Annotated in this window: 15 protein-coding genes; 7 read left to right on the top strand and 8 right to left on the bottom strand. The window is 61.0% G+C overall.

Features of this window, described 5'->3' with window-relative positions:
* Positions 1 to 121: 121 nt before the first annotated feature.
* The 6 genes from Q4481_RS11790 (at position 122) to Q4481_RS11815 (ending at position 9,847) form a co-directional block, all read left to right on the top strand.
* Positions 122 to 1,951, top strand: a complete 1,830-nt coding sequence (locus Q4481_RS11790; RefSeq protein WP_304376540.1) for a PHA/PHB synthase family protein — start codon at positions 122 to 124, stop codon at positions 1,949 to 1,951.
* A gap of 152 nt (positions 1,952 to 2,103) precedes the next feature.
* On the top strand, positions 2,104 to 4,515 hold the full coding sequence (locus Q4481_RS11795) for a GcvT family protein (protein ID WP_304376541.1): 2,412 nt from the start codon (positions 2,104 to 2,106) through the stop codon (positions 4,513 to 4,515).
* 10 nt (positions 4,516 to 4,525) lie between these two features.
* Entirely contained in the window at positions 4,526 to 5,476 is a 951-nt protein-coding gene (locus tag Q4481_RS11800) for a choline/ethanolamine kinase family protein (protein WP_304376542.1), read from the top strand.
* A gap of 275 nt (positions 5,477 to 5,751) precedes the next feature.
* Positions 5,752 to 6,702, top strand: coding sequence for an ABC transporter substrate-binding protein (locus Q4481_RS11805; RefSeq protein WP_304376543.1), 951 nt, complete (start codon positions 5,752 to 5,754; stop codon positions 6,700 to 6,702).
* A gap of 113 nt (positions 6,703 to 6,815) precedes the next feature.
* On the top strand, positions 6,816 to 7,826 hold the full coding sequence (locus Q4481_RS11810; protein ID WP_304376544.1) for a quaternary amine ABC transporter ATP-binding protein: 1,011 nt from the start codon (positions 6,816 to 6,818) through the stop codon (positions 7,824 to 7,826).
* Positions 7,826 to 9,847 carry an ABC transporter permease gene (locus tag Q4481_RS11815; RefSeq protein ID WP_304376545.1) on the top strand — a complete coding sequence of 674 codons (2,022 nt, stop codon included), beginning with the start codon at positions 7,826 to 7,828 and terminating at the stop codon, positions 9,845 to 9,847. Before Q4481_RS11810 ends, Q4481_RS11815 begins: the two co-directional genes overlap by 1 nt.
* Before the next feature lie 28 nt (positions 9,848 to 9,875).
* On the opposite strand, the gene Q4481_RS11820 is transcribed toward Q4481_RS11815, so the two are convergent.
* The 8 genes from Q4481_RS11820 to Q4481_RS11855 all read right to left on the bottom strand — a co-directional run bounded on the left by Q4481_RS11820 (position 9,876) and on the right by Q4481_RS11855 (position 20,388).
* Positions 9,876 to 13,211, bottom strand: coding sequence for an error-prone DNA polymerase (locus tag Q4481_RS11820; RefSeq protein WP_304376546.1), 3,336 nt, complete (start codon positions 13,209 to 13,211; stop codon positions 9,876 to 9,878).
* On the bottom strand, positions 13,208 to 14,731 hold the full coding sequence (locus Q4481_RS11825; RefSeq protein WP_304376600.1) for a Y-family DNA polymerase: 1,524 nt from the start codon (positions 14,729 to 14,731) through the stop codon (positions 13,208 to 13,210). The genes Q4481_RS11820 and Q4481_RS11825 overlap by 4 nt, the downstream gene beginning before the upstream one ends.
* A complete protein-coding gene (locus tag Q4481_RS11830; RefSeq protein ID WP_304376547.1) occupies positions 14,652 to 15,578 on the bottom strand; it encodes a hypothetical protein in 927 nt (308 codons plus the stop codon). Before Q4481_RS11830 ends, Q4481_RS11825 begins: the two co-directional genes overlap by 80 nt.
* A gap of 154 nt (positions 15,579 to 15,732) precedes the next feature.
* A complete protein-coding gene (locus tag Q4481_RS11835) occupies positions 15,733 to 16,704 on the bottom strand; it encodes a branched-chain amino acid ABC transporter permease (RefSeq protein WP_304376548.1) in 972 nt (323 codons plus the stop codon).
* Positions 16,701 to 17,567 carry a branched-chain amino acid ABC transporter permease gene (locus Q4481_RS11840; RefSeq protein ID WP_304376549.1) on the bottom strand — a complete coding sequence of 289 codons (867 nt, stop codon included), beginning with the start codon at positions 17,565 to 17,567 and terminating at the stop codon, positions 16,701 to 16,703. Before Q4481_RS11840 ends, Q4481_RS11835 begins: the two co-directional genes overlap by 4 nt.
* Before the next feature lie 3 nt (positions 17,568 to 17,570).
* Entirely contained in the window at positions 17,571 to 18,269 is a 699-nt protein-coding gene (locus tag Q4481_RS11845) for an ABC transporter ATP-binding protein (protein WP_304376550.1), read from the bottom strand.
* Entirely contained in the window at positions 18,256 to 18,990 is a 735-nt protein-coding gene (locus Q4481_RS11850; protein WP_304376601.1) for an ABC transporter ATP-binding protein, read from the bottom strand. The genes Q4481_RS11845 and Q4481_RS11850 overlap by 14 nt, the downstream gene beginning before the upstream one ends.
* A gap of 81 nt (positions 18,991 to 19,071) precedes the next feature.
* Positions 19,072 to 20,388, bottom strand: coding sequence for an ABC transporter substrate-binding protein (locus tag Q4481_RS11855; protein WP_304376551.1), 1,317 nt, complete (start codon positions 20,386 to 20,388; stop codon positions 19,072 to 19,074).
* Positions 20,389 to 20,624: 236 nt separating this feature from the next.
* On the opposite strand from Q4481_RS11855, the gene Q4481_RS11860 reads away from it, so the two are divergent.
* Positions 20,625 to 21,305, top strand: a complete 681-nt coding sequence (locus Q4481_RS11860; protein WP_304376552.1) for a TetR/AcrR family transcriptional regulator — start codon at positions 20,625 to 20,627, stop codon at positions 21,303 to 21,305.
* The last annotated feature ends 5 nt before the right edge of the window (positions 21,306 to 21,310 follow it).

Consider the following 21,310-nt stretch of genomic DNA (forward strand, 5'->3'; position numbering starts at 1 on the left):
ACGACTTGCCGCAGCCCGGCCGGAGGTCACTGTCTTGTCGTATTGACCTGCCAATGCTAGCCATAGATCGGCAGTCGGGGGAGCATGCCGAAAACCGCAGCGCGCGTCAGGAGACCTGCGAATGGATGATCGGACCGATTTCACACCCGTTGCCACGCCGGATATGCAAGCGACGACGACCGTGTCGGCAAACGAACCCTCGCTCCCTGCGCAACCGCCTTCGCCCAACCCGGCTCTACCTCTCGAGGACCTGGATCGCGAGATCCATGCATTCGTCGCCAAACTCACCGGCGGCCTGTCGCCGATCGCCATGTATGAGGCCTTTTCCGACTGGATGCTGCATCTGCTGGCCTCGCCCGGCCGCCAGCAGCAGATCGGCATCAAGGGCACGCAGAAGCTCGTTCGGCTGCAGCATTTCCTGATGACCTGCGCCACATCTGACAAGCCGGACTGCGTGATCGATCCGCTGCCGCAGGATCACCGTTTCAAGCATGAAGGCTGGAAGCAGTTTCCTTTCAATGTGCTCAGCCAGTCCTTTCTTCTCACCCAGCAATGGTGGCACAATGCTACGGATTCCATTGCCGGCGTGATGCCCGAGAACCAGCGGCTGGTCGAGTTCTTCGGCCGCCAATGGCTCGATGTCTTCTCGCCATCCAACTATCTTCTGACCAATCCGGAAATCCTTGAACGCACGGCCGAAGAACAAGGCGCCAACCTTCTGCGCGGCGCCTCTCACTTCGCCGAAGATCTGATGCGTCAGGCCACCGGGCAGCCGACCGAGGGCACTGAGGCCTTCAAGCCCGGCGAAACGGTTGCCGTGACACCCGGTGAAGTGATTTTCCGCAATGATCTGATCGAGCTCATCCAGTACCGGGCGACAACGCCGACGGTGCGGCCGGAACCGGTCCTGATCGTGCCGGCCTGGATCATGAAATACTATATCCTGGACTTGTCGCCGGAGAATTCCCTGATCCGCCATCTGGTCGACCAAGGCTTCACGGTCTTTTCGATCTCCTGGCGAAATCCGGACGAAACGGATCGCGATATCAGCTTCGACGATTACCGAACCAAGGGCATTCTGGCCGCCCTCGATGCCATCGAGGCCACTGTTCCGGGACAGAAGATCCATGCCACCGGCTATTGCCTCGGCGGCACCAAACTGGCGATCACAGCTGCCGCGATGGCACGGGATGGCGATGAACGTCTCGCCAGCCTTTCCTTTTTCGCAGCACAGGTGGATTTCGAGGAGCCGGGCGAACTCGGCCTTTTCATCACCGAAGGCCAGATCGCCTTTCTCGAAAGCCTGATGTGGCGCGATGGCTATCTCGACCAGAGCCGCATGGCCGGCGCCTTCCAGATGCTGCGGAGCCAGGACCTGATCTGGTCGCGCATGATCCGCGACTACATGATGGGTGACCGGGCAGCCATGACCGATCTCATGGCCTGGAATGCCGATGCCACACGCATGCCCTACCGCATGCATTCGGAATATCTGCGCCATCTTTTCAAGGACAATGAACTGGCCGAGGGCCGCTACAGGGTGGATGGGCGACCGGTCTATCTCGAAGACATTACTGTGCCGGTCTTTTCGGTGGCAACGGTCTCGGATCATGTCGCGCCCTGGCGGTCGGTCTTCAAAATGATCCATCTGCTGGACACCGACACGACCTTCGTGCTGACCAGCGGCGGCCATAACGCCGGCATCGTATCCGAGCCCGGCCATCCGCACCGCAGCTACCAGACACTGTTTCATCCACATGGCAGCAGAAATCCGGATCCGGACCGGTTCCATGCTGAAGCGCCGCTCCAGGAAGGCTCCTGGTGGCCGCGCTGGACCGACTGGCTGAATACGCTCTCCGGTGCCGATGTCGGCTTGCCGCCACTCGGCAATGTCGCGGCCGGCTATCCCATTCTCGGCCCGGCACCGGGAACATATGTTTTTCAGCGTTGACGCAACAATCCAACAAAAAACAACACAAATGAACATTTATGTTGTTTTTCGCCCCATTCCATTGCAGCATCGCAGCCGGATGAATGCAGGAAAGGGACCGATCCGATCGGCAACCGGCCGGAATCGATCTCGCAAAGGGGAACTGGCTGAACATGAAGACTGCAAAGCATTTGATCATCGGCGGTGGCATGATCGGCTGCTCGATCGCCTACCATCTGGCCCGCAATGGCGAAAAGGATGTGGTTCTCCTGGAAAAGGCAAACCTCACCGAAGGCGCTACCTGGCACGCAGCAGGCCTGGTCGGGCAATTGCGATCCTCGCGCAACACCACGCGCATGCTGCAAAAATCGATCGCGCTCTATGACCGGATCGGCGAAGAAACCGGCATGGCGACCGACTGGAAGAAGGTCGGCTCGCTGCGGCTTGCTGCCTCGAAGGATCGCATGCTCGAAGTCAAGCGCCTTGCCACGATGGCCGCAAGCTTCGGGCTGGAACTGCAGGTCGTCACCCCTTCTGAAGCCAAGGACCTGTTCCCCTATATCGAAACGAAGGGGCTTGAAGGCGCCGCCTACATTCCGTCCGACGGCCATGTCGATCCGGCCAGCCTCTGCCAGGCCGTGGCCGCCGGTGCCCGCCTGCATGGAGCAACGCTCAAACAGGGCGTGAAAGTGCTGGATTTCGAAGTCAGCAATGGCCGCATTACCCGCGTCATCACCTCAGATGGCGATTATCAGGCCGAAAACATCGTGCTCGCCACCGGCATGTGGAGCCGCGAGATCGGTCGTAAGCTTGGCATCATGATCCCGGCCTGCGCCGTCGAGCATCAATATATCGTCACCGAACCGATCCCGGGCTTTCCCAAAGATCTGCCGACGCTGCGCGATCCTGACCGGCTTGTCTATTACAAGCCGGATGCCGGCGGCCGGCTGGTGATCGGCGGCTACGAGGAAGGCACATTGCCCTTCGGCGATGACGGCATTCCCGGTGAGTTCGTCCGCCAGCTGCTGCCGGAGAATATGGACCGTTTCGCGCCGCTGGCAGAGCTTGCCGGACAGGTGACGCCGATCGTCAACGAAGTTGGCATCCGCACCGTCATCAACGGTCCGATCCCCTATTCCGCCGATGGCGATTTCGTCATGGGCCGGCCGCCCGGCTTCGACAACCTGATTGTTTCGACCGGTTTCCTCTACGGCATCGCCGCAGGCGGCGGTGCCGGCGAAATGATCGCCGAATGGATCCTGAATGGCCGGCCGAGCCTCGATCTCTGGCCACTCGATATCCGTCGTTTCGGCCCCCATCATGGCACCAAGAGTTTCATGTATGCGCGCGCCGTCGAACATTACGCCCATCACTACAAGATGCGCTATCCCGGCAGCGAAAGCGCCGTTGCCCGCGGCATCCGCCGCAGCCCGCTCTATGAGATCCTCAAGCGCAAGGGTGCCGTTTATGGTTCCCGCAATGGCTGGGAACGTCCTTTGTGGTTTGCGCCCGAAGGCGTGGAACCGGTCGACCAGCTCGACTATCTCGAGCCGGGCTGGAAGAAATATGCCGCTCTCGAACATAAGGCGATCCGTGAAGGCGTGGCACTCATCGACCAGACGAGCTTCTCCAAGTTCGAACTGATCGGCCCCGGCGCGCTTGCCGCCATGCAGAACCTTGCCGTATCCAACATGGACAAGCCGGTTGGATCGGTCATCTACACCCAGCTCTGCAACGAGCGCGGCGGCATCGAAGCAGACGTGACGATCACGCGCCTTGGCGAGAACCACTTCTATCTGGTGACAGGCAGTGCGTTCGGCATCCATGACAGCGACTGGATCCGTCGCAACATGCCCAAAGACGGCTCCGTACATCTGATCGAAGTCACCTCGGCCCGTGCCGTCATCAATATCTGCGGACCGAAGGCCCGCGACGTGCTGCAGAGCGTAACGGAAGAAGACATTTCCAACGATGCCTTCCCCTTTGCCACCGCACAGAACATCATTGTGGGAGCCGCACCAGTTCGCGCCGTGCGTATCGGCTATGTCGGTGAACTCGGCTGGGAACTGCATGTGCCGACAGAATATGCCGCCCATGTCTACGAAACTCTCGCCAAGGCAGGTCAGGCCCATGGCATCATCGATGTCGGATATCGCACCATCGAATCCCTGCGCGTCGAGAAGGGCTATCTCTACTGGAGTTCGGATATCACACCGGACTACACACCCTATGAAGCCGGGCTTGGCGGACGCGTTCATCTGAAATCGAAGGGCGATTTCATCGGGCGGGCTGCGCTCGAAAAACAAAAAGCCGACGGGATCAAGCGCACGCTCTGCACCTTCGTGGCCGATGGCATGCTGCCCGTCTATGGCGGCGAGACCATCATGCTCGATGGCAAGGTCGTCTCCCTCGCCTCTGCCGCTTCCTTCGGCCATACGCTGCAGAAGACGATCTTCTACGGTTACCTGCCGGTGGAAATGGCGGATCGGACCGATTTCACGGTCGAGACATTCGGCAATATCTATCCGGTTGTCAGGACAAAATCGCCGCTCTACGATCCGGAAAACCTCAGGCTGAAAGCGTAAGGGGATCCGGATGCAGGACGAAATCTTTCGTGCACTCAATGCCCTGACGATGTTTGCAGGGCTTAGCCCAAGCGATTATTCAGCGCATCGTCTCGGCGGATTGACCAATCTCGTCTTCCGGATCGAACCGGAAACGGAAAAGGCAAGAACCGCGCTCGGCGGCCGGTTGGTAGCCCGCCTGCCCGGCGCCGGAACCTCCGACTATATCGACCGCAGTGTCGAAGCCCACAATGCAGAGGTCGCTGCAAAGGCTGGCGTTTCGCCTGCCGTTCTGCATGCCGATCCGGCCACCGGTTTCATGGTGACGCGGTTTGTCGATGGTGCGGCAACGATGACACCGGATGGATTTCGCGAACGAACCGGATCGCCGGCACGGGCTGGTCTCGCCTTCCGCAGGCTCCATGATTCCGGGCTTGAATTCCGCTTCCGGTTCGAACTCTTCTCGATGATTGCGGACTATCTCAAGGTCCTGTCCACCAAGGACATCACGTTGCCCGATGGCTATCACGATGTCGTCAAGGCTTCCGACCCGGTCCGCGCCGCACTGGCAGCCAATCCCGGTCGGTTGGCGCCTTGTCATTGTGATCCGCTCTGCGAGAATTTCCTCGACGACGGCCAGCGCATGTGGATGGTTGACTGGGAATATTCCGGCATGAACGATCCGCTCTGGGACCTCGGCGACCTGTCGGTGGAAGCCGGCTTCGATGCAGAGCAGGACCGCGAGATGCTCGAGGCCTGGGCCGGCGGCGCACCGACGGCCGAGGAAGAGGCGCGCATGGTGATCTACAAGGCCATGTGCGATCTGCTCTGGACGCTCTGGGGCCTGATCCAGCATGCGAATGACAATCCCGCCGATGATTTCTGGGCCTATGCGCTGAACAGGTTCGAACGCTGCAAGGCGCTGATGGCGACAGAAGCCTTTTCTCGCCACGTGAAAACCATCGCGGCGGGCGCGCGCTAGACCGATCCGGACGCAAGACAGGCCATCGCCGGCAGCTGGTTGCCGGCAGATTTTGCGCGTCCGTCGCCATGCCGAAGCAAATTCAACAAATTCCCAAATTTTCGTTTGTTTATGTGGAATTTTCTTGACAGGTCAGGCGATGTGAAGAACCTTTGACGGACCGGACGACAGCGACCCAAAAGAAGGTCCATCGATCGGGCTTCAAACCGACGGACAGCTGGATCGCTCGAGGTCCGGCAATGTCGTCCCGAAAAGATAACAGAGGGAAACAGGCAATGCTGAAAAAATTGATTGCAGGCGGAATTGCGGCATCCTTCCTGGCGCTCGCCGCGGCCCAGCCGGCCTTTGCCGAGCCGGAATCGAAGGACCCGATCAAGATTACCCTCAACGACTGGACCGGGCAGCTTCTGTCCTCCAACATCATGGCCGAAGTGCTGAAAAAGGCCGGCTACAATGTCGAACTCGTCCAGGCCGATTACCTTGCCCAGTTCGCAGGGTTGAAGACGGGCGACCTCACTGTCGCCATGGAAATCTGGGCCACCACCGGCCAGGAAGCACTGAACGAAGCCACCGCTTCCGGTAAAGTCGAAAATCTCGGTGAAACCGGCATGCTGGCCCGCGAGGAATGGTGGTACCCATCCTACATGAAGGAAAAGTGCCCGGGCCTGCCGAACTGGGAAGCATTGAAGGATTGCGCCGAAGCCTTCTCGACGGCTGAAACCGCGCCGAAGGGCCGTTATCTTGGCGGTCCGGTGACCTGGGGCGGGTTCGATGAGGAACGCGTTGCGGCTCTCGGCCTCGATTTCGAAGTCGTCCATGCCGGCACTGATGCCGCGCTGTTTGCCGAACTGGAATCGGCCTATCAGCGCAAGGCGCCGATCGTTCTCTGGATCTATTCTCCGCACTGGGCACCGGCCAAGTTCGAAGGTGAGTTCGTCGAATTCCCGCCCTATGAAAAGGCCTGCTACGAAGATCCCTCCTGGGGCATCAACAAGGATGAGGCCTATGACTGCGGCAAGCCGAAGGGCCCGATCTGGAAGGCTGGCTGGGCTGGCATGAAGGACAAGTGGCCGGGCGCCTACAAGGCCGTCAAGGCCTTCAACCTGACCACCGACGAAATGAACAAACTGGTGGCTGAGGTCGACCTCGACGGCAAGAAGGTTGAAGATGTCACCGCAGCCTGGATCTCCGCCAACGAAGCCCGTTGGAAGGAATGGCTGAAGTAATCCCCGCGTGAAGCTGCCGGCGGCCCAGCCGCCGGCTTTTTTCCCAGCAATCCTTATGGTTCCGTGGCATATTTGCGGGACTGACCTTTTCATTCCGAATTGCCGGAACGCCTATGATCCCCAAGCTTCAATGCCGCAATGTATGGAAGATCTACGGCGAGAATGCCGCGAGCCTGCTCGGCGGCGAAACGGCACCCGATAGCGACGCGTTGAACAAGGCTGGCGTGGTCGCCGCCGTCCGCGCCGCCAATATCGAAATCCGGGAGGGCGAGATCTTCGTGATCATGGGCCTCTCAGGCTCCGGGAAATCGACGCTTGTGCGCTGTCTCTCACGACTGGTGGAGCCGACGGCCGGCGAGATCCTGTTCGAGGGCCGCGACCTGCTCAAGGCCAGCCGGCAGGAGATGATCGACATCCGCCGTCACAAGATGGGCATGGTGTTCCAGCATTTTGCGCTTTTGCCGCATCTGACCGTCCTCGAGAATATAGCCTTTCCGCTCGACATCCAGGGCATGGGTCGCAAGGAGCGGGAAGAGCGCGCGCGCCAGGTCATTTCGCTTGTCAGTCTCGAAGGCCGCGAGGATCGCTATCCGCACGAGTTGTCGGGTGGCCAGCAGCAGCGCGTCGGCATTGCCCGCTCGCTCGCCGTCGAACCGGAAATCTGGTTCCTCGACGAACCCTTCTCGGCGCTTGATCCCTTGATCCGTCGCGAGATGCAGGACGAGTTCATGCGCCTGCAGGCAATGCTGAAGAAGACGATCGTCTTCATCACCCATGATTTCGACGAAGCCATCCGTCTGGCCGACAGGATCGCCATCATGAAGGATGGCCAGATCATTCAGGTTGCGACACCGGAAACGCTCGTTCTCGAGCCCGCCGATTCCTATGTCCAGGAATTCACCCGCCATATTCCGCGCGAAAAAGTGCTGACCGTGCGTTCGATCATGCATACTGGCGTTGCCGAAGGCGAGCCCGTTGCCGCCAATGCGCGGATCGCCTCGGTTTCGGAGCGGATCGTTTCCGGTGGCCGGGACCTGCCGGTCGCCGATGAGACCGGCACGATCATCGGTGCCATATCGCCCGGGGCCGTCATCGATGTGCTGATCGGGCGGAAGGTTGCGTGATGGCGCAATCCGTCCCTTCCTCTCGCAATCTCACCCGATGGATGTGGATTGCGCTCGGGCTTCTGACGGTCGTGATGGCCCTCTACGGGCGCGATCTCCTCAATGCGGCCGGACTTGGCTTCTTCGCCAAATATCCCAAGTCTTCCGTCATTCCACTCGCCAAATGGCTGTCGGCGGCCATGAAATGGCTGATCGAGGATGCCTCCTTCGGCCTCTTTTCCTTTACCGATCTCACCCGTGCCATCGCATGGCTGATCGACCTGCCCTATCAGTTCGTGCTTTCGCTGTTGGCAACAGGGTTCAGAAGCGGTTTCGGGGATGACGCCGTGCTCTGGATGCCGCAACTGTCCTGGGTGGCAGTGATCGTCGTCGCGATCATGATCGGTCATTATGCCGGCGGCGTCGGACTTGCGCTTCTCTCGGGCGCCGCCTTTCTCTATCTGGCGCTGTTCGGCCAATGGACAAGTGCCATGGTGACGCTGGCATCGATCGCGATTGCCGTGCCGCTTGGAATTGCCGGTGGCGTCGGGCTTGGCGTACTCGCCTATCGCTCGACCTTTGCGGAACGGATCCTGCGCCCGGTGCTGGATCTGATGCAGACGATCCCGACATTCGCCTATCTTGTGCCGATCCTCTTCATGTTCGGCTTCGGCCCGGTCGCCGCTCTTGTGGCCACGATCGTCTATGCCCTGCCGCCGATGGTGCGCATCACGCTGATGGCACTCAAGGATGTCGATCCGGAAATCCACGATTTCGGCGTCATGGTCGGCACCACCGATCGCCAGATGCTATGGAAGGTTCTGCTTCCGGCTGCCAAACCCGGCCTGATGATCGGCGTCAACCAGGTGATCATGCTGTCGCTCAACATGGTGATCATCGCCTCGATGATCGGCGCCGGAGGATTGGGATACGATGTCCTGACGGCGCTCAGACGCCTGCATATCGGCGAGGGACTGGAGGCCGGCATCGCGATCGTCGTGCTGGCAGTGGCACTCGACCGCATCAGTCAGGCTTTCGCCACCCGTCGCCGGCTGAGCGCCGAGGCAAAACGTGGCGGTCCGCTGATGGAGCGCTATCCGCAGTGGACTCCGGCCGTGATCGTGCTTGCGCTTACCATGGGCCTGAGTTTTCTGCTGCCCGGTTCGCAGAGCTTTCCCGAAAGCCTGACCTTTTCCACCGGCTCCTTCTGGGAACATCAGATCGAGTGGCTGAACGTGAACTTCTTCGATGCATTCGAGGCCTTCAAGGTGGCGCTGCTGCAGAATTTCATGCTGCCGATCAAGAAGTTCCTGCTGTCGCTGCCCTGGGCCTTCGTTGTGCTGCTGATCTTGGCAGCCGGCTACACGTTTGGCGGCTTCCGGATGGCCGTCAAAATGGGGGCGCTTGCGCTGTTCCTCGCTGTGACCGGCCTTTGGGATTTTGCCATGGTCACTGTCTATCTCTGCGGCGCATCGGTGATCATCGCCTGTCTGATCGGCATCCCGCTCGGCGTCTGGGCAGCCGTAAGCCCAATGGCGGGACGGATCATCGGCGGCGTCATCGATACGCTCCAGACCCTGCCGAGCTTCGTCTATCTCATTCCCGTCGTCATGCTGTTCCGGGTCGGTGATTTTACCGCCATGGTGGCGATCGTGCTTTACGCGCTGGCGCCGGCCGTGCGCTATACCGCCTTCGGCATTCGCAACATCGATCCGCAGATCATCGAGGCCGGTATCGTTTCGGGCTGCACGCAGCGGCAGTTGCTTACCCGCATCCGCCTGCCGCTGGCGCTGCCGGAAATCATGCTCGGGCTCAACCAGACGATCATGCTGGCGCTTTCGATGCTCGTGATCACCGCCCTCGTTGGTACCCGCGACCTCGGCCAGGAAGCCTATTCGGCGCTGACCAAGGCCGATACCGGCCGCGGACTGGTGGCCGGCCTTGCAATTGCCGCCATCGCCATCATCGCCGATCGCCTCATTTCGGCTGCCTCGCAGAACCTGCGCAAACGCTATGGACAGTTGCCACGCGCCGAGGGATAGGCCGATCCGGTCTGTTCCTGCGTGATCGTCAATGGAAGTTGCGGCCACCCGGCATCGCCTGCCGTGCCCGATCGGCAATGGCTTTCAGATCCTCCTTGAGTTCGGGTATTTCTGCAAACAGACTGGTCGCCGCAGCCCCGGTGCGGGGACGGATACGGCTTTCCGGCACCGGCCGCCGCACCTCGTCGGCATTGGCCAGGCTCTGGAACCAGCGCGTGCTTTCTCCGAGTGCGGCCAGATGCTCGGACAGATCCATGACATGTTCGGCCACCACATGGATGACGCCATCGGCCTTCTGCACCCGGCCGCGAAGGCCGGTGAGCTTCGCGCCCATGACGATGCTGCGATAGGTTTCGAACACTTTCGGCCAGATGATGGCATTGGCAACGCCCGTCTCGTCCTCGATCGTCATGAAGATCACGCCCTTGGCCGAGCCCGGCCGCTGGCGCACGAGCACGAGGCCGGCTATCGAGACCCGGCGACCATCCGGTACCGTTTCGAGATCGCCGGCACGGATGAAGCCCCGCGCAGCATAATCCTGCCGCAGGAAGGAGAGCGGATGCGCCTTCAGCGACAGGCCCACCGTCCGGTAATCATGCCGCACATGTTCGCTCTTGGGCATCACAGGCAGGCGCACGGCCGGCTCGTTCACCTCTTCGCCCACCGTCTCGAACAGGGGTAACCGCTCAGAGGCGGCTTTCTGATCGAGCGCGCGGACCTGCCAGAGCGCCGCCCGGCGGTCGAGCCCCATGGAACGAAAGCAGTCGGCATCGGCGAGCCGCTCGATGACGGCCCGCGTCAGGCCTGAGCGGAGCCAGAGATCGCGGACACTGCGATAACCATCGCCTCGCGCCGCCACCAGCCGCTGCATGTCGGCCTCGCCGAGACCCCGCACCTGCTGGAAGCCCAGCCGCACCGCATGCCGGCTCCGGATCACGGAGGCCATGCTTCGATGCTGGGGGGCAATGCGCTTCGGCTCATGAACGCCCTGCTCGAGACCGCTTTCCCAGAAGGAGAGATTCACATCCGCCTCGCGGATCTCCACCCCATGCTCGCGTGCATCGCGCACCAGCTGGCTCGGCGCATAAAAGCCCATCGGTTGCGAATTGAGGATGGCCGCACAGAAGACATCCGGATAATAGGCCTTCAGCCAGCAGGAGGCATAGACGAGGAGCGCGAAGGAGGCCGCATGGCTTTCGGGAAAGCCATATTCCCCGAAACCCTCGATCTGCTTGAAGCAGCGTTCGGCAAAATCGCGTTCATAGCCGTTGGCGACCATGCCCTCCACCATCTTGCGCTGCATAGTATGAATGGTGCCCACGCGCCGGAAGGTGGCCATGGCACGCCTGAGCTTGTCAGCTTCGGCGGGCGAAAACCCGGCCGCGACGATGGCAATCTGCATCGCCTGTTCCTGAAACAGAGGCACACCGCAAGTGCGGCCCAACACCTTCTCCATCTCGGGCTTCGGGAAGGTGACGGGCTCCTTGCCCTGCCGCCGCCTGAGATAGGGATGCACCATATCGCCCTGGATCGGACCCGGCCGGACGATCGCCACCTCGATGACGAGATCGTAGAACTTGCGCGGCTTCAGGCGTGGCAGCATGGTCATCTGCGCCCGGCTTTCGATCTGGAACACACCGAGCGTATCGGCCCGGCAGATCATGTCATAGACCTCCGGCTCTTCCGAAGGGATCGTGGCCAGCGACAATTTGCGATCATAATTCAGTTCGAGCAATTTCAGCGCCTTGGCGATACAGGTCAGCATGCCGAGTGCCAGAATGTCGATCTTGAGAATGCCGAGCGCATCGAGATCATCCTTGTCCCACTCCACCATCGTGCGCCCCTCCATCGCCGTCGGCATGATCGGGACGACTTCATCGAGCCGGTCGCGGGTGATGACGAAGCCGCCGACATGCTGGGACAGATGGCGTGGAAAGCCCATCAGCATGGAGGCATAGGTCAAGACGCGCTGAGTCAGCGGCTCGCGCACATCAAGGCCCGCAGCCGTTGCCTCCCGCTCCTTCAGCGCCGCCGTCGACCAGCCCCAGACAGCACCGGACAGGGCCGATTGGGCATCCTCGGAAAGGCCGAAAGCCTTGGCAACCTCGCGACCGGCCGAGCGTGCCCGGTAGGTGACGACGGTGGCGGCAAGACCGGAATGGGCATGGCCATAGCGCTCATAGATATGCTGGATCACCTCCTCACGCCGGGCATGTTCGAAATCGACGTCGATATCGGGCGGTTCGCGCCGTTCGGGCGAAATGAACCGTTCGAACAGCAGATCCGTCAGGTTCGGATTGACCTCCGTGATGCCGAGGCAGAAGCAGACGGTGGAGTTGGCCGCCGAACCCCGGCCCTGGCAGAGAATGTTCTGCGACCGGGCATAGGTGATGATGTTGTAAACGGTAATGAAATAGGGCTCGTATTCGAGTTCGCGGATGATGGCGAGCTCATGCTCGATCTGCCGCGAAACCTTCTCCGGGATCCCCTCTGGATAGCGCCATTCGGCCCCGGCCCAGGCCAGCCGCCGCAGGGCAATCGCGGGGGTTTCGCCATTGAGGGATTCGTCCGGATACTGGTAGCGCAATTCCTCGAGCGAGAAGGAAAGGCGGGCAAAAAATTCCGATGCCGTCGTGAGCGCCTGCGGATACTGCCGGAAAATCCGCTCCATGTCCTTTTCGCCCTTCAGATGCCGCTCCGCATTGGCAGCCAGCCTCAGACCGGCATTGTCGATCGTCACATGCTCGCGAATGGCCGTGACGACATCGGCAAGCGGCCTGCGTGCCGGCTCATGCATCAGCACATCGTTGGTGGCGACCAGGCGGATAGACGCCTGTTCGGCCAGCACCTGCAGGCGGGCAAAATTCAACCGGTCATGCCCGTCGTAACGCGGTGACAGGCCGAGATGAACGTGATCGCCAAACCCCTGCCGCAGGCCGGCGAGCAGGCTGGCAAGCGCTGCCTGCTGGTCCGGCTGTTCAATGCGACCGGGCATGACCGCAAGCATCATCCCCTCGCCCCAGTCTTGCAGATCGGTCAGGTTGAGGATCGGCTTACCCTTGTCCGCCCTGAGATTGCCGAGGCTCAAGAGACGGCAGAGATTTCCCCAGCCGGCCCGATGACGCGGATAGGCGAGAATGTCCGGCGTGCCATCTGCAAAGACCAGCCGCGCACCGGGCTGGTAGCACAGACGCGCCTCCTTTGCGGCCTGGTGCATCCGCACTACCCCCGCGACCGTGTTGCGATCGGCAAGCCCCACCCCTGCAAGCCCAAGCCGATGGGCGGCGACGGCCAGTTCCTCAGGCTGGGAGGCGCCTTCGAGAAAGGAAAAATTGCTGCGGACGCCAATCTCGACATAGGTCATGCAAAGACCCCATGCATGAACCAGCGCGGACTGTTCGTCTCGCGTTCGTAAAGCCCTTCGCGATAGAGCCAGTAGCGGCGGCCGGCCTCGTCCTCGACCCGGAAATAGTCGCGCGTTCGGGCATCCTCGCCGTCCACCCACCATTCGGGCGCGATGCGTTCCGGCCCCTCCGCCCGCTTGACGCGGAAGAAGGCGCGGCGCCAGCGGAAGGTCGCAGGCGGCCCCTCCGGCACGCTGGCGGTCGCCTCGACCGGTTCGGCATGCTCAAAGAGACGCAGCGGCCGACTGGCCGGACCGGAGGAGCCACTGATCCCGGCGAGATCGATCTCCTCGACCGGAACCATGGCGCCCGCGCGCTCCGGCATATGGCTCGCAACGGCCACAGGCAGTGAAAAGACGCCCGGGCCGAAGCGGGCCGACATCTGGTCGAGAAAATCATTGAGCCCCTCGTCCTGCTGGCCGCCGCCGGAAAAATCACCCTGCTTCTGGCGATATTCCGCCGTTTGCAGAACATTGAGACGCAAGGTCTCGAAGCCGTAACCGGCATCGAAATCATCATGGATGGCGGCGAGGCGAGCCGAAAAGAGCGCGCTGATACGCTCGGCATCGCGCAAGGGCGACGAACTGCCCGCAGTCATGCGGAAGACGCGGCCATCGACGCGGAACAGCAGCATCTCAAAAAGGCGACCACCTTCGCCGCGCGCCTCCAGGCTCTGGCGCATCGGTACGGCCAGCTTGCCGATCAGGGCCAGGATATCCTCTTCCGACACGACGGGCGAAGCCAGACGGCGCTCGCAGGAGAGTGCGGCAACCGGCCGGCGCGGTGAAATCGCCTCTTCCTCCAGCCCGAGCGCCTGATCGAGCCGGAGCATCAGTTCGGTCCCGAACCGCCGCGTCAACGGTGCCCGCGGCTGGTCCATCAGGTCGCCCACCTGCCGCAGGCCGGCCTTGACCAGCAGTTCCACGGTCACAACCGGCAGCCGCAGCGCCTTGACCGGCAGCGGCGCAAGCGCCTCGCTTTCCTCCTCCGGTACCACGATCTCGCGGCGACCGAACCGCGCCAGCCCGTGCGACAGGCCCGGCGTCGAGGAGATCGACCCGCGGGCGCTGATCCCCATATGGAAAAGCCGGTTCAAGGCATCATCGAGGAGCGCCTTCTCGCCGCCGAAAAGATGCGCCGAGCCGGTGATATCGAGATAGAGCCCATCCTCGCCGTCGATCGCCACCAGCGGCGTGTAACGATCGCACCAGTCGGCGATCGCTTCGAGAAAGGCGCGATCGGCCTGGGGCTCGGCTGCCACCACATCGAGGCCGGGGATCATGGCACGGGCATCGGCCACACCCTGGCCTGGTCTCAGCCCGACACCGCGCGCCGCCTCGTCAAGCGCGCTCAGGCGCATCGCATTGCCGCTGCGGGCCGCACAGACGATCGGCGGATGATCAGGACGCCCGGTCGAACGCCAGGATCGTCCCCATCGTGCCCGGGCGATCCGGTCGGTCGCCAGATGCGGAAAGTGCAACGCCAGCAGGCGGGTTTGCCCCTGTGTGGAAAACAGGGTCCGGCTCGGATCGGGACAGAAGACAGTCATCGGCATTCCACTCCAGGAAAAAACTCTCGAAAATCGGGGTGCGGCTTTTCTCGATATCGATGCGGAAAACCGGCGGCCCGATGCTGGCGGCAAACGACGTTCCATCCGGAAGCCGGCAAGGTGCGGCGCGCGCAGGCGTGGCGCGGAACCGCAAAAGCGCGCTCGAAGCCTCTTCCTCGCCCCTCTCCCGCAACAGCAGCAACGGCCGCCGGTAGGCTCGGGCTCTCAGATGCAGCCGGCGGCTTTCCGTCAGGCCGAGGCCACGCGGATTGCCGTTGACCTCGAGGATCACGGCGGCAAAGGCATCGACCGTCAGCGCCATTTCGGCGATCATCAACGCATCGGTGAGATTGCGCGGCGTCGCATGCACCATGCCACCCGGCTTCATGCCAAAGCCGACTAGGCCCGGTCCGTAAGGCCGGCCCGTTTCGTTTGCCTGCAGCCGATCCGCAATCCAGAGAATGCGGGCGCCGCTGCCTGCGCGCCCCTGCCTGACCGCCATCAGCGCGAGCGCCAGGGCGAAAGCGCTTGCCGCACCATTGTCGCGCGATTCCGCCGAACGGATCTCATGCAGCGCGCCTCTCTCGATCCCGCCGCCCAACGCATGGTCAAATGGCTCGGCCCCGGTCCGGATCAGGTTCGGGATCGTCTCAGGCGATTGCCAACCCTCACCATGACGCGCCTTGCGGCCAAGAGTGGAGGTCTTTTCATTTTCCAGCCGGTTGATCTCTGTGCGCAAGGCGCAAAGCGTCTCCTGCGCCAGGACAGACGTTGCCATGGCGGGCGCTCCTATATTTGTTCTTGTTATGTTCTTATAGATTCCAGAGGATCAAAAAAGAGTCAAGGTTCAAAATTGTGAATTTATTCCTTGCTCGAGCGACAAAGGCCGCCACAGGGGCGGCCTCTCGAAACATGATAGGTGAGACTTGGTCTCAGCTCGGCATCCTGCGGCGCACGACCATCCAGTCGATCCGCAACCGGTCGCGCAGCCAGGGCCACAGACCCTGCGGCGCAAAGAGCATGGTGGCAACGGCAACAGAACCCATCGCGACCCAGAACCAGGTGCCCGACAGCGGAAAGACGACCGTCAGCAACTGTCTCAGTGCAAAATAGATCAGGGTTCCGATCACCGGCCCTTCCAGTGTGCCGATGCCGCCGATCACGACGACGAAGGTCATGATCACCGACCATTCGCCGGAAAAGGCATTGCCGGGCTGCACCACGAGGCCACCGAGCAGCGACAGCCCCCCGGCAAAGGAACATCCCGCAGCCGAAAGAATGAACACGATGAAACGGTTGCGCCAGACATCCACGCCGATGGCTGCAGCCGCCAGTTCATTGTCGCGCACGCACATGAAACCGAGCCCGAGCCGCGAACGCAGCAGCCAGAGGCTACCAAGAACGGTCACCAGCACGCCGATGCCGCCGATGATGAACAGTTGCGATTCAAAGCGCATGAAATCGATGAGATCGATCCGCTCCAGCGAAACGCCGGTAATCCCGCCTAAGGCATCGGTCTTCTGCACAGCGATCGACAGGATTTCCGCCAGAACCCAGGTCGCAATCGCGAAATAGGCATCGCGCAGGCGAAAGAGAACCGGAGCGATCAGCGCGGCAACCAGCGCACCGAACAGCATGGCGGCAATCAGCCCGGTATAGGGATGCAGGCCCGTCTTGTTGGAGAAGATGAACAGCACATAGCCGCCGGCGCCGAAAAATGCCTGATGGCCGAGCGACATCAGCCCGGCATAACCGGCAAGCAGGTTCCACATCGAGGCAATCACGATGATCACGAACATTTCGGTCGCCAGATGCAGGCTGCCATCCGACAAGGACAGGGGGGAGGCAACCAGGAACAGGAGGAAGGCGGCGAAGGGAAGACCCCTCAAAATGGTGGCGGTCATGCGCGCGCTCCCAGAATGCCGTTCGGTCGGATGACGAGGAACAGGAAGAAAAGCAGATGGGCGTAAAGCAGGCCCGAATTGGCATCGAACTGGAAGGACAGAAGCTGCACCACACCCAAAAGGATGCCGGCAATCAGGGCGCCCCAGAAGGAGCCGAGCCCGCCCAGAACCACCACTTCGAAGGCGATGAGAATGCGATCGGTGCCCGAGGTTGCCGAAAAGGATGTGCGCATCGACAGAAGCACACCGGCAACGGCCGCCATGACGAAGGCAAGCCCCATCACCAGCGCATAGACCCGCTTCGGATTGACGCCCATCAGACGCATGATTTCCGGATTGTCCGCCGTCGCCCGTACCATGCGTCCGAACATCGTGCTCTTGATCAGATATTGCAGCAATCCGAACAGCACGATGGAAATCGCCAGGGTGATGATCGGCAGGAGACCGATATGGACGCCGGCGATTTCAAGCGAGGCCTTGGCAATCGGCCCGGCATCGATCGCCATCGGATTGGAGCCGAATTCCGCCAGCATGAGGTTGCGGATGACGATCGACAGACCGAAGGTCACCAGCATCGGCACAAGCATGTTGCGGGATTCGACCACGCGATTGAGCAACACCGTCTGAAACAGCCACCCGGCCCCGAAGGCGAGAACCATGATCGGGATGAGCGTGACGAGCGGATTGACCCCCGGCAGCAGCCAGCCGAAAACGACGCCGACAAAGGCCGCCCCGACAATGAATTCGCCATGGGCGACATTAATGACACGCATCACGCCGAAGACCAGCGCCAGGCCGAGACCCAGAATGCCATAGAGCCCGCCAAGCAGGATGCCGTTGATGATGGTTTCCAGCCAGACCATGGCTCACTCTCCGAAATAGGCGGCCGTCAGCCGGTCCATGTCGATCTCGCGCGAGCGGCCCTCGAGCGTGATCTTGCCTTTGAGCAGACACATGACCCTGTCGGCAACCGAAAGCGCGCGATTGATATCCTGCTCGACCACCACCAGCGCCGTGCCTTCCTGGCGGATCGTGCCGAAGGAATCGTAGATCTGCCCGACCACGACCGGGGCAAGACCAAGTGAAATCTCGTCGCAGAGCATGACGCGCGGATTGGACATCAGGGCACGTCCGATCGCCACCATCTGCTGCTGGCCACCCGAAAGCGTCGTGGCCATCTGGTTCCGCCGTTCCTTGAGGATCGGGAAAAGGCCATAGACCCGCTCGAGCGACCAGGGACCCTTTCGCCTCGTCAGGGTCCCCATCGTCAGATTTTCCTCGACGGTCAGCGAAGCAAACAGCATGCGACCTTCCGGCACCATGGCAATGCCCGCCCGCGCCAGGCTCTCGGCTGTCAGTTTGAGAGTGGAACTGCCGTCATAGCGGATATCGCCGCGCAGCTTGCGGATGAGCCCGGTCAGACAGCGCAGGGTCGTCGATTTACCCGCACCATTGGCACCGACAAGAGCAAGGCACTCCGTTTCGCCGAGCGCGAAATCGATGCCGAACAGCGCCTGCATGTCGCCATAGAAGGCCTCGAGTTTTTCCACCTCAATGATCGGCATCGGCAGCAAGCCCCATGTAGATTTCCTTGACCACGGCCGAGCCCATCACCTCCTCCGGCGCACCTTCCAGGAGCTTCTTGCCGAAATGCAGCACGATGATGCGGTCGGCGACGGATTTGAGCGCATGGGCGATATGTTCGATCCAGATGATGCCATGGTCGCGCTTCAGATCCCGGATCGTTTCGACGAGATTGAGAACCTCACGCTCGGTCAGGCCGGCGCCGATTTCATCAAGCATCAGCAACTTGGCACCCGTTGCCAGGGCCTTGGCGAGTTCGAGCCGCTTGCGATCGAGCAATGTCAACGAACCGGCGAGAATATCGGCCTTTGCGGCCAGTCCCGTTCTCTCCGCCACCTCGCGCGCCTTTTGCCGCGCGACGTTGCCGGACAATCCTGCTCCAAAGCCGGTAGCCGCAAGGATGTTTTCATAGACGGTGAGACCGACGAAAGGCTGCGGAATCTGGAAAGCCCGCCCGACGCCGAGATGAACGCGCTTGAAGGCCGGCAAGGCAGTTACGTCGCGACCATCGAGAACAATCCGGCCGGAATCCGGCGTCAAGCTGCCCGCGATCAGGCCGAAGAGCGAACTTTTGCCGGCACCGTTCGGGCCAATGACCCCGATACATTCGCCGGTTTCAATGACAAGATCGACATGGTCGGCCACGACAATGGCCCCAAAGCTCTTGTTGAGATCCCTGACTTCGAGAAGCGGCACGATCATCGTCCATTCAAATTCAGTTGCATCCATGGCAGCGGGCAGATGCACCAGGCACCCGCCCGCCAAACCTCAACAACTATCTCATCAATAAGCGATCGGCAGCAACTGCGAGGAAACCGGAACATCCGGATTCGTCGAATTGTCAACGACCTTGAGATCGAAGGGGAACTTCGCATCCCCGGTTTTCTGCCACTGGCCGCCGGTAATGTGCGTCAGGCCGACATTCTTCAGCGGCGTATTCTTGAAATCGACCTTGCCGACAACCGTATCCAGCGTCAGGCCGGCAATGGCATCGCGGATCGCCACCCTGTTCTTCGGATCGCCCGAAGCTTTCAGCGCCGCAATACCCACCTCAAGCAAGGCATGGTCATAGCCGAGCGGCTGGGTCCACTGCTTGCCGGTCGCTGCCGTATAGGCATCGGCAACATCCTTGGCGGATTGACCGGTGAGCGAGGATTTGAACGGGAAGGCCGGTGTCCACCAGACTTCGGTCGACATGCCATCACCGCGCACACCGAGGTTGTTCACAGACGATGGGAACAGCAGACCGGCGGCAATGGTGCAGATCTTCGGCTGGAAGCCGACCTGCGCCGCCTGGTTCCAGAAGGTTGCGAGATGATTTTCGAAGGCATGACCGGCAACGATTTCGACACCGGCTTCCTTGAATTTCGCGATCTGGGTGGAGAAATCATCCGTATCCATGCGGAAGAGACCGGTATCGATAACCTCGAAACCTGCCGCATTGAAGGCGACAGGAAAGCCGCGCTCCGGATCCGACATCGCACGACCGCCATCATTGTCGGCATAGAGGGTTCCAACCTTCTTGTTGGTCTCCATGCCGTTCCACATGTTGGCATAGACAGCGCCCAGTTCATCCGCACCCCAGAAGAAGTGATAGGTGAAGGGGAAGCCCTTGGCCGGATCGTAACCACGCTGGAAGGCCCAACCCTGCCAGGGACCTGCCGTCGAAATCTGCGGAATACCGCGCGCGTCAGAGAGGTTGCCGATCGCCGTGCCGCCTTCGGCATCCGAAACCAGAATGATATCCGGCTGGTCGTTGAGGATCAGTTCGTTGCCAACCTGAAGCGAACGGGTCGGGGTCGACTGATTGTCCTTGACGATGATCTCGACGGCATATTTCTTGCCGCCAACCTCGATACCGTCTTTCAGATGTTCGCGGACGCTGTCGATTGTGAACTGCGTCGACTCGCCGAACGAAGCCCGAATACCGGAAAGCGGCACGATGAAGCCGATCTTGATCGTCGCTTCCTGCGCCCGCACGATGTTGAACGACGGCAAACTCATGGCGGCAGATGCAGCCGCGACCTTGCCCGCACTCTTGAGCACAGAACGGCGGCTCATCTGGCCATCGATGATTGAAGACAGAATCTTGTCAGTCATGAATTCCCCCCATGTTTCGTCGGCGATGGGGCGCTAGCCCTTACACCTGCACCGCCCTCCTACCGGCGACGCCTCATGAGCTTATTTAAACACTCAACCAATTGCGGTAAAGCGATTTGTGTCTGAGAGCACCTATCGGTTCCATCGATACATCCAAAGAGCACTCGTCTATAGGACGATTGAAACCAAACGCGCCCGAAGGCATAATCGAATCACATTGATCAAGGGAGTCCGCAGTGTCGAAGGCAGGTCTGAAGCAAGCAAAGCGGGGCGGCACCGCACCTATGACACGCGCCAACGGCGACCAGACCAAGGAAAAAATCCTTGATGCGGCCGAGGAACTGTTCGGTGAGCAGACGTTCGACACCGTATCGCTGCGCGATATCACCAACCGCGCCGATGTCACCCTGGCTCTTGCGAGCTATCACTTCGGCACCAAGGACAATCTCTTTGCCGCGGTGGTGGCGAGACGCGTTCACCTGCTCAACGACATGCGTCGCGAGCGTCTGCGTGCGCTTGAAGAAAGCGGCAATGTCACGGTCGAAAGCCTGCTCGACGCCTTCATGCTGCCTCTGTTTCAGCAAATGCAAAGCGGCGACGATGGCTGGCGCGCCTATGTTCATGTCATTTCCAAACTGGCGCTGACCAACCGCTGGCTAGACCTGCTGAAGGAATATTTCGACGAGACGGCCAATCTCTTCATCGAGCGGCTGCGCCCGCTTCTGCCCGGATTGAGTGAGGAAGAACTGATGCGCGGCTTCTCCTTCAGCCTCCAGCTGATGCTGCAGGCCGTCTCCTCCAATCGCCGCCTCGATTCCCTGTCCGGCGGCCGCTTCACCGCCAACAATCTCGACAACGCCTATTCGACATTGTTGAAATACACAGCCGCAGGTCTGAAGGGGCTGCTGCCGACCTGATTGGC

The organism is Fluviirhizobium alvei, from assembly GCF_030551875.1.
GTDB lineage: Bacteria > Pseudomonadota > Alphaproteobacteria > Rhizobiales > Rhizobiaceae > Rhizobium_E > Rhizobium_E alvei.

Bases quoted from the DNA above. Each gene is read 5' to 3' on its own strand.
- Q4481_RS11845 (WP_304376550.1), bottom strand. From the start codon at position 18,269: ATGCCGATCATTGAGGTGGAAAAACTCGAGGCCTTCTATGGCGACATG.
- Q4481_RS11815 (WP_304376545.1), top strand. From the start codon at position 7,826: ATGGCGCAATCCGTCCCTTCCTCTCGCAATCTCACCCGATGGATGTGG.
- Q4481_RS11795 (WP_304376541.1), top strand. From the start codon at position 2,104: ATGAAGACTGCAAAGCATTTGATCATCGGCGGTGGCATGATCGGCTGC.
- Q4481_RS11805 (WP_304376543.1), top strand. From the start codon at position 5,752: ATGCTGAAAAAATTGATTGCAGGCGGAATTGCGGCATCCTTCCTGGCG.
- Q4481_RS11810 (WP_304376544.1), top strand. From the start codon at position 6,816: ATGATCCCCAAGCTTCAATGCCGCAATGTATGGAAGATCTACGGCGAG.
- Q4481_RS11800 (WP_304376542.1), top strand. From the start codon at position 4,526: ATGCAGGACGAAATCTTTCGTGCACTCAATGCCCTGACGATGTTTGCA.
- Q4481_RS11840 (WP_304376549.1), bottom strand. From the start codon at position 17,567: ATGGTCTGGCTGGAAACCATCATCAACGGCATCCTGCTTGGCGGGCTC.
- Q4481_RS11790 (WP_304376540.1), top strand. From the start codon at position 122: ATGGATGATCGGACCGATTTCACACCCGTTGCCACGCCGGATATGCAA.
- Q4481_RS11820 (WP_304376546.1), bottom strand. From the start codon at position 13,211: ATGACCTATGTCGAGATTGGCGTCCGCAGCAATTTTTCCTTTCTCGAA.
- Q4481_RS11835 (WP_304376548.1), bottom strand. From the start codon at position 16,704: ATGACCGCCACCATTTTGAGGGGTCTTCCCTTCGCCGCCTTCCTCCTG.
- Q4481_RS11850 (WP_304376601.1), bottom strand. From the start codon at position 18,990: ATGATCGTGCCGCTTCTCGAAGTCAGGGATCTCAACAAGAGCTTTGGG.
- Q4481_RS11830 (WP_304376547.1), bottom strand. From the start codon at position 15,578: ATGGCAACGTCTGTCCTGGCGCAGGAGACGCTTTGCGCCTTGCGCACA.
- Q4481_RS11855 (WP_304376551.1), bottom strand. From the start codon at position 20,388: ATGACTGACAAGATTCTGTCTTCAATCATCGATGGCCAGATGAGCCGC.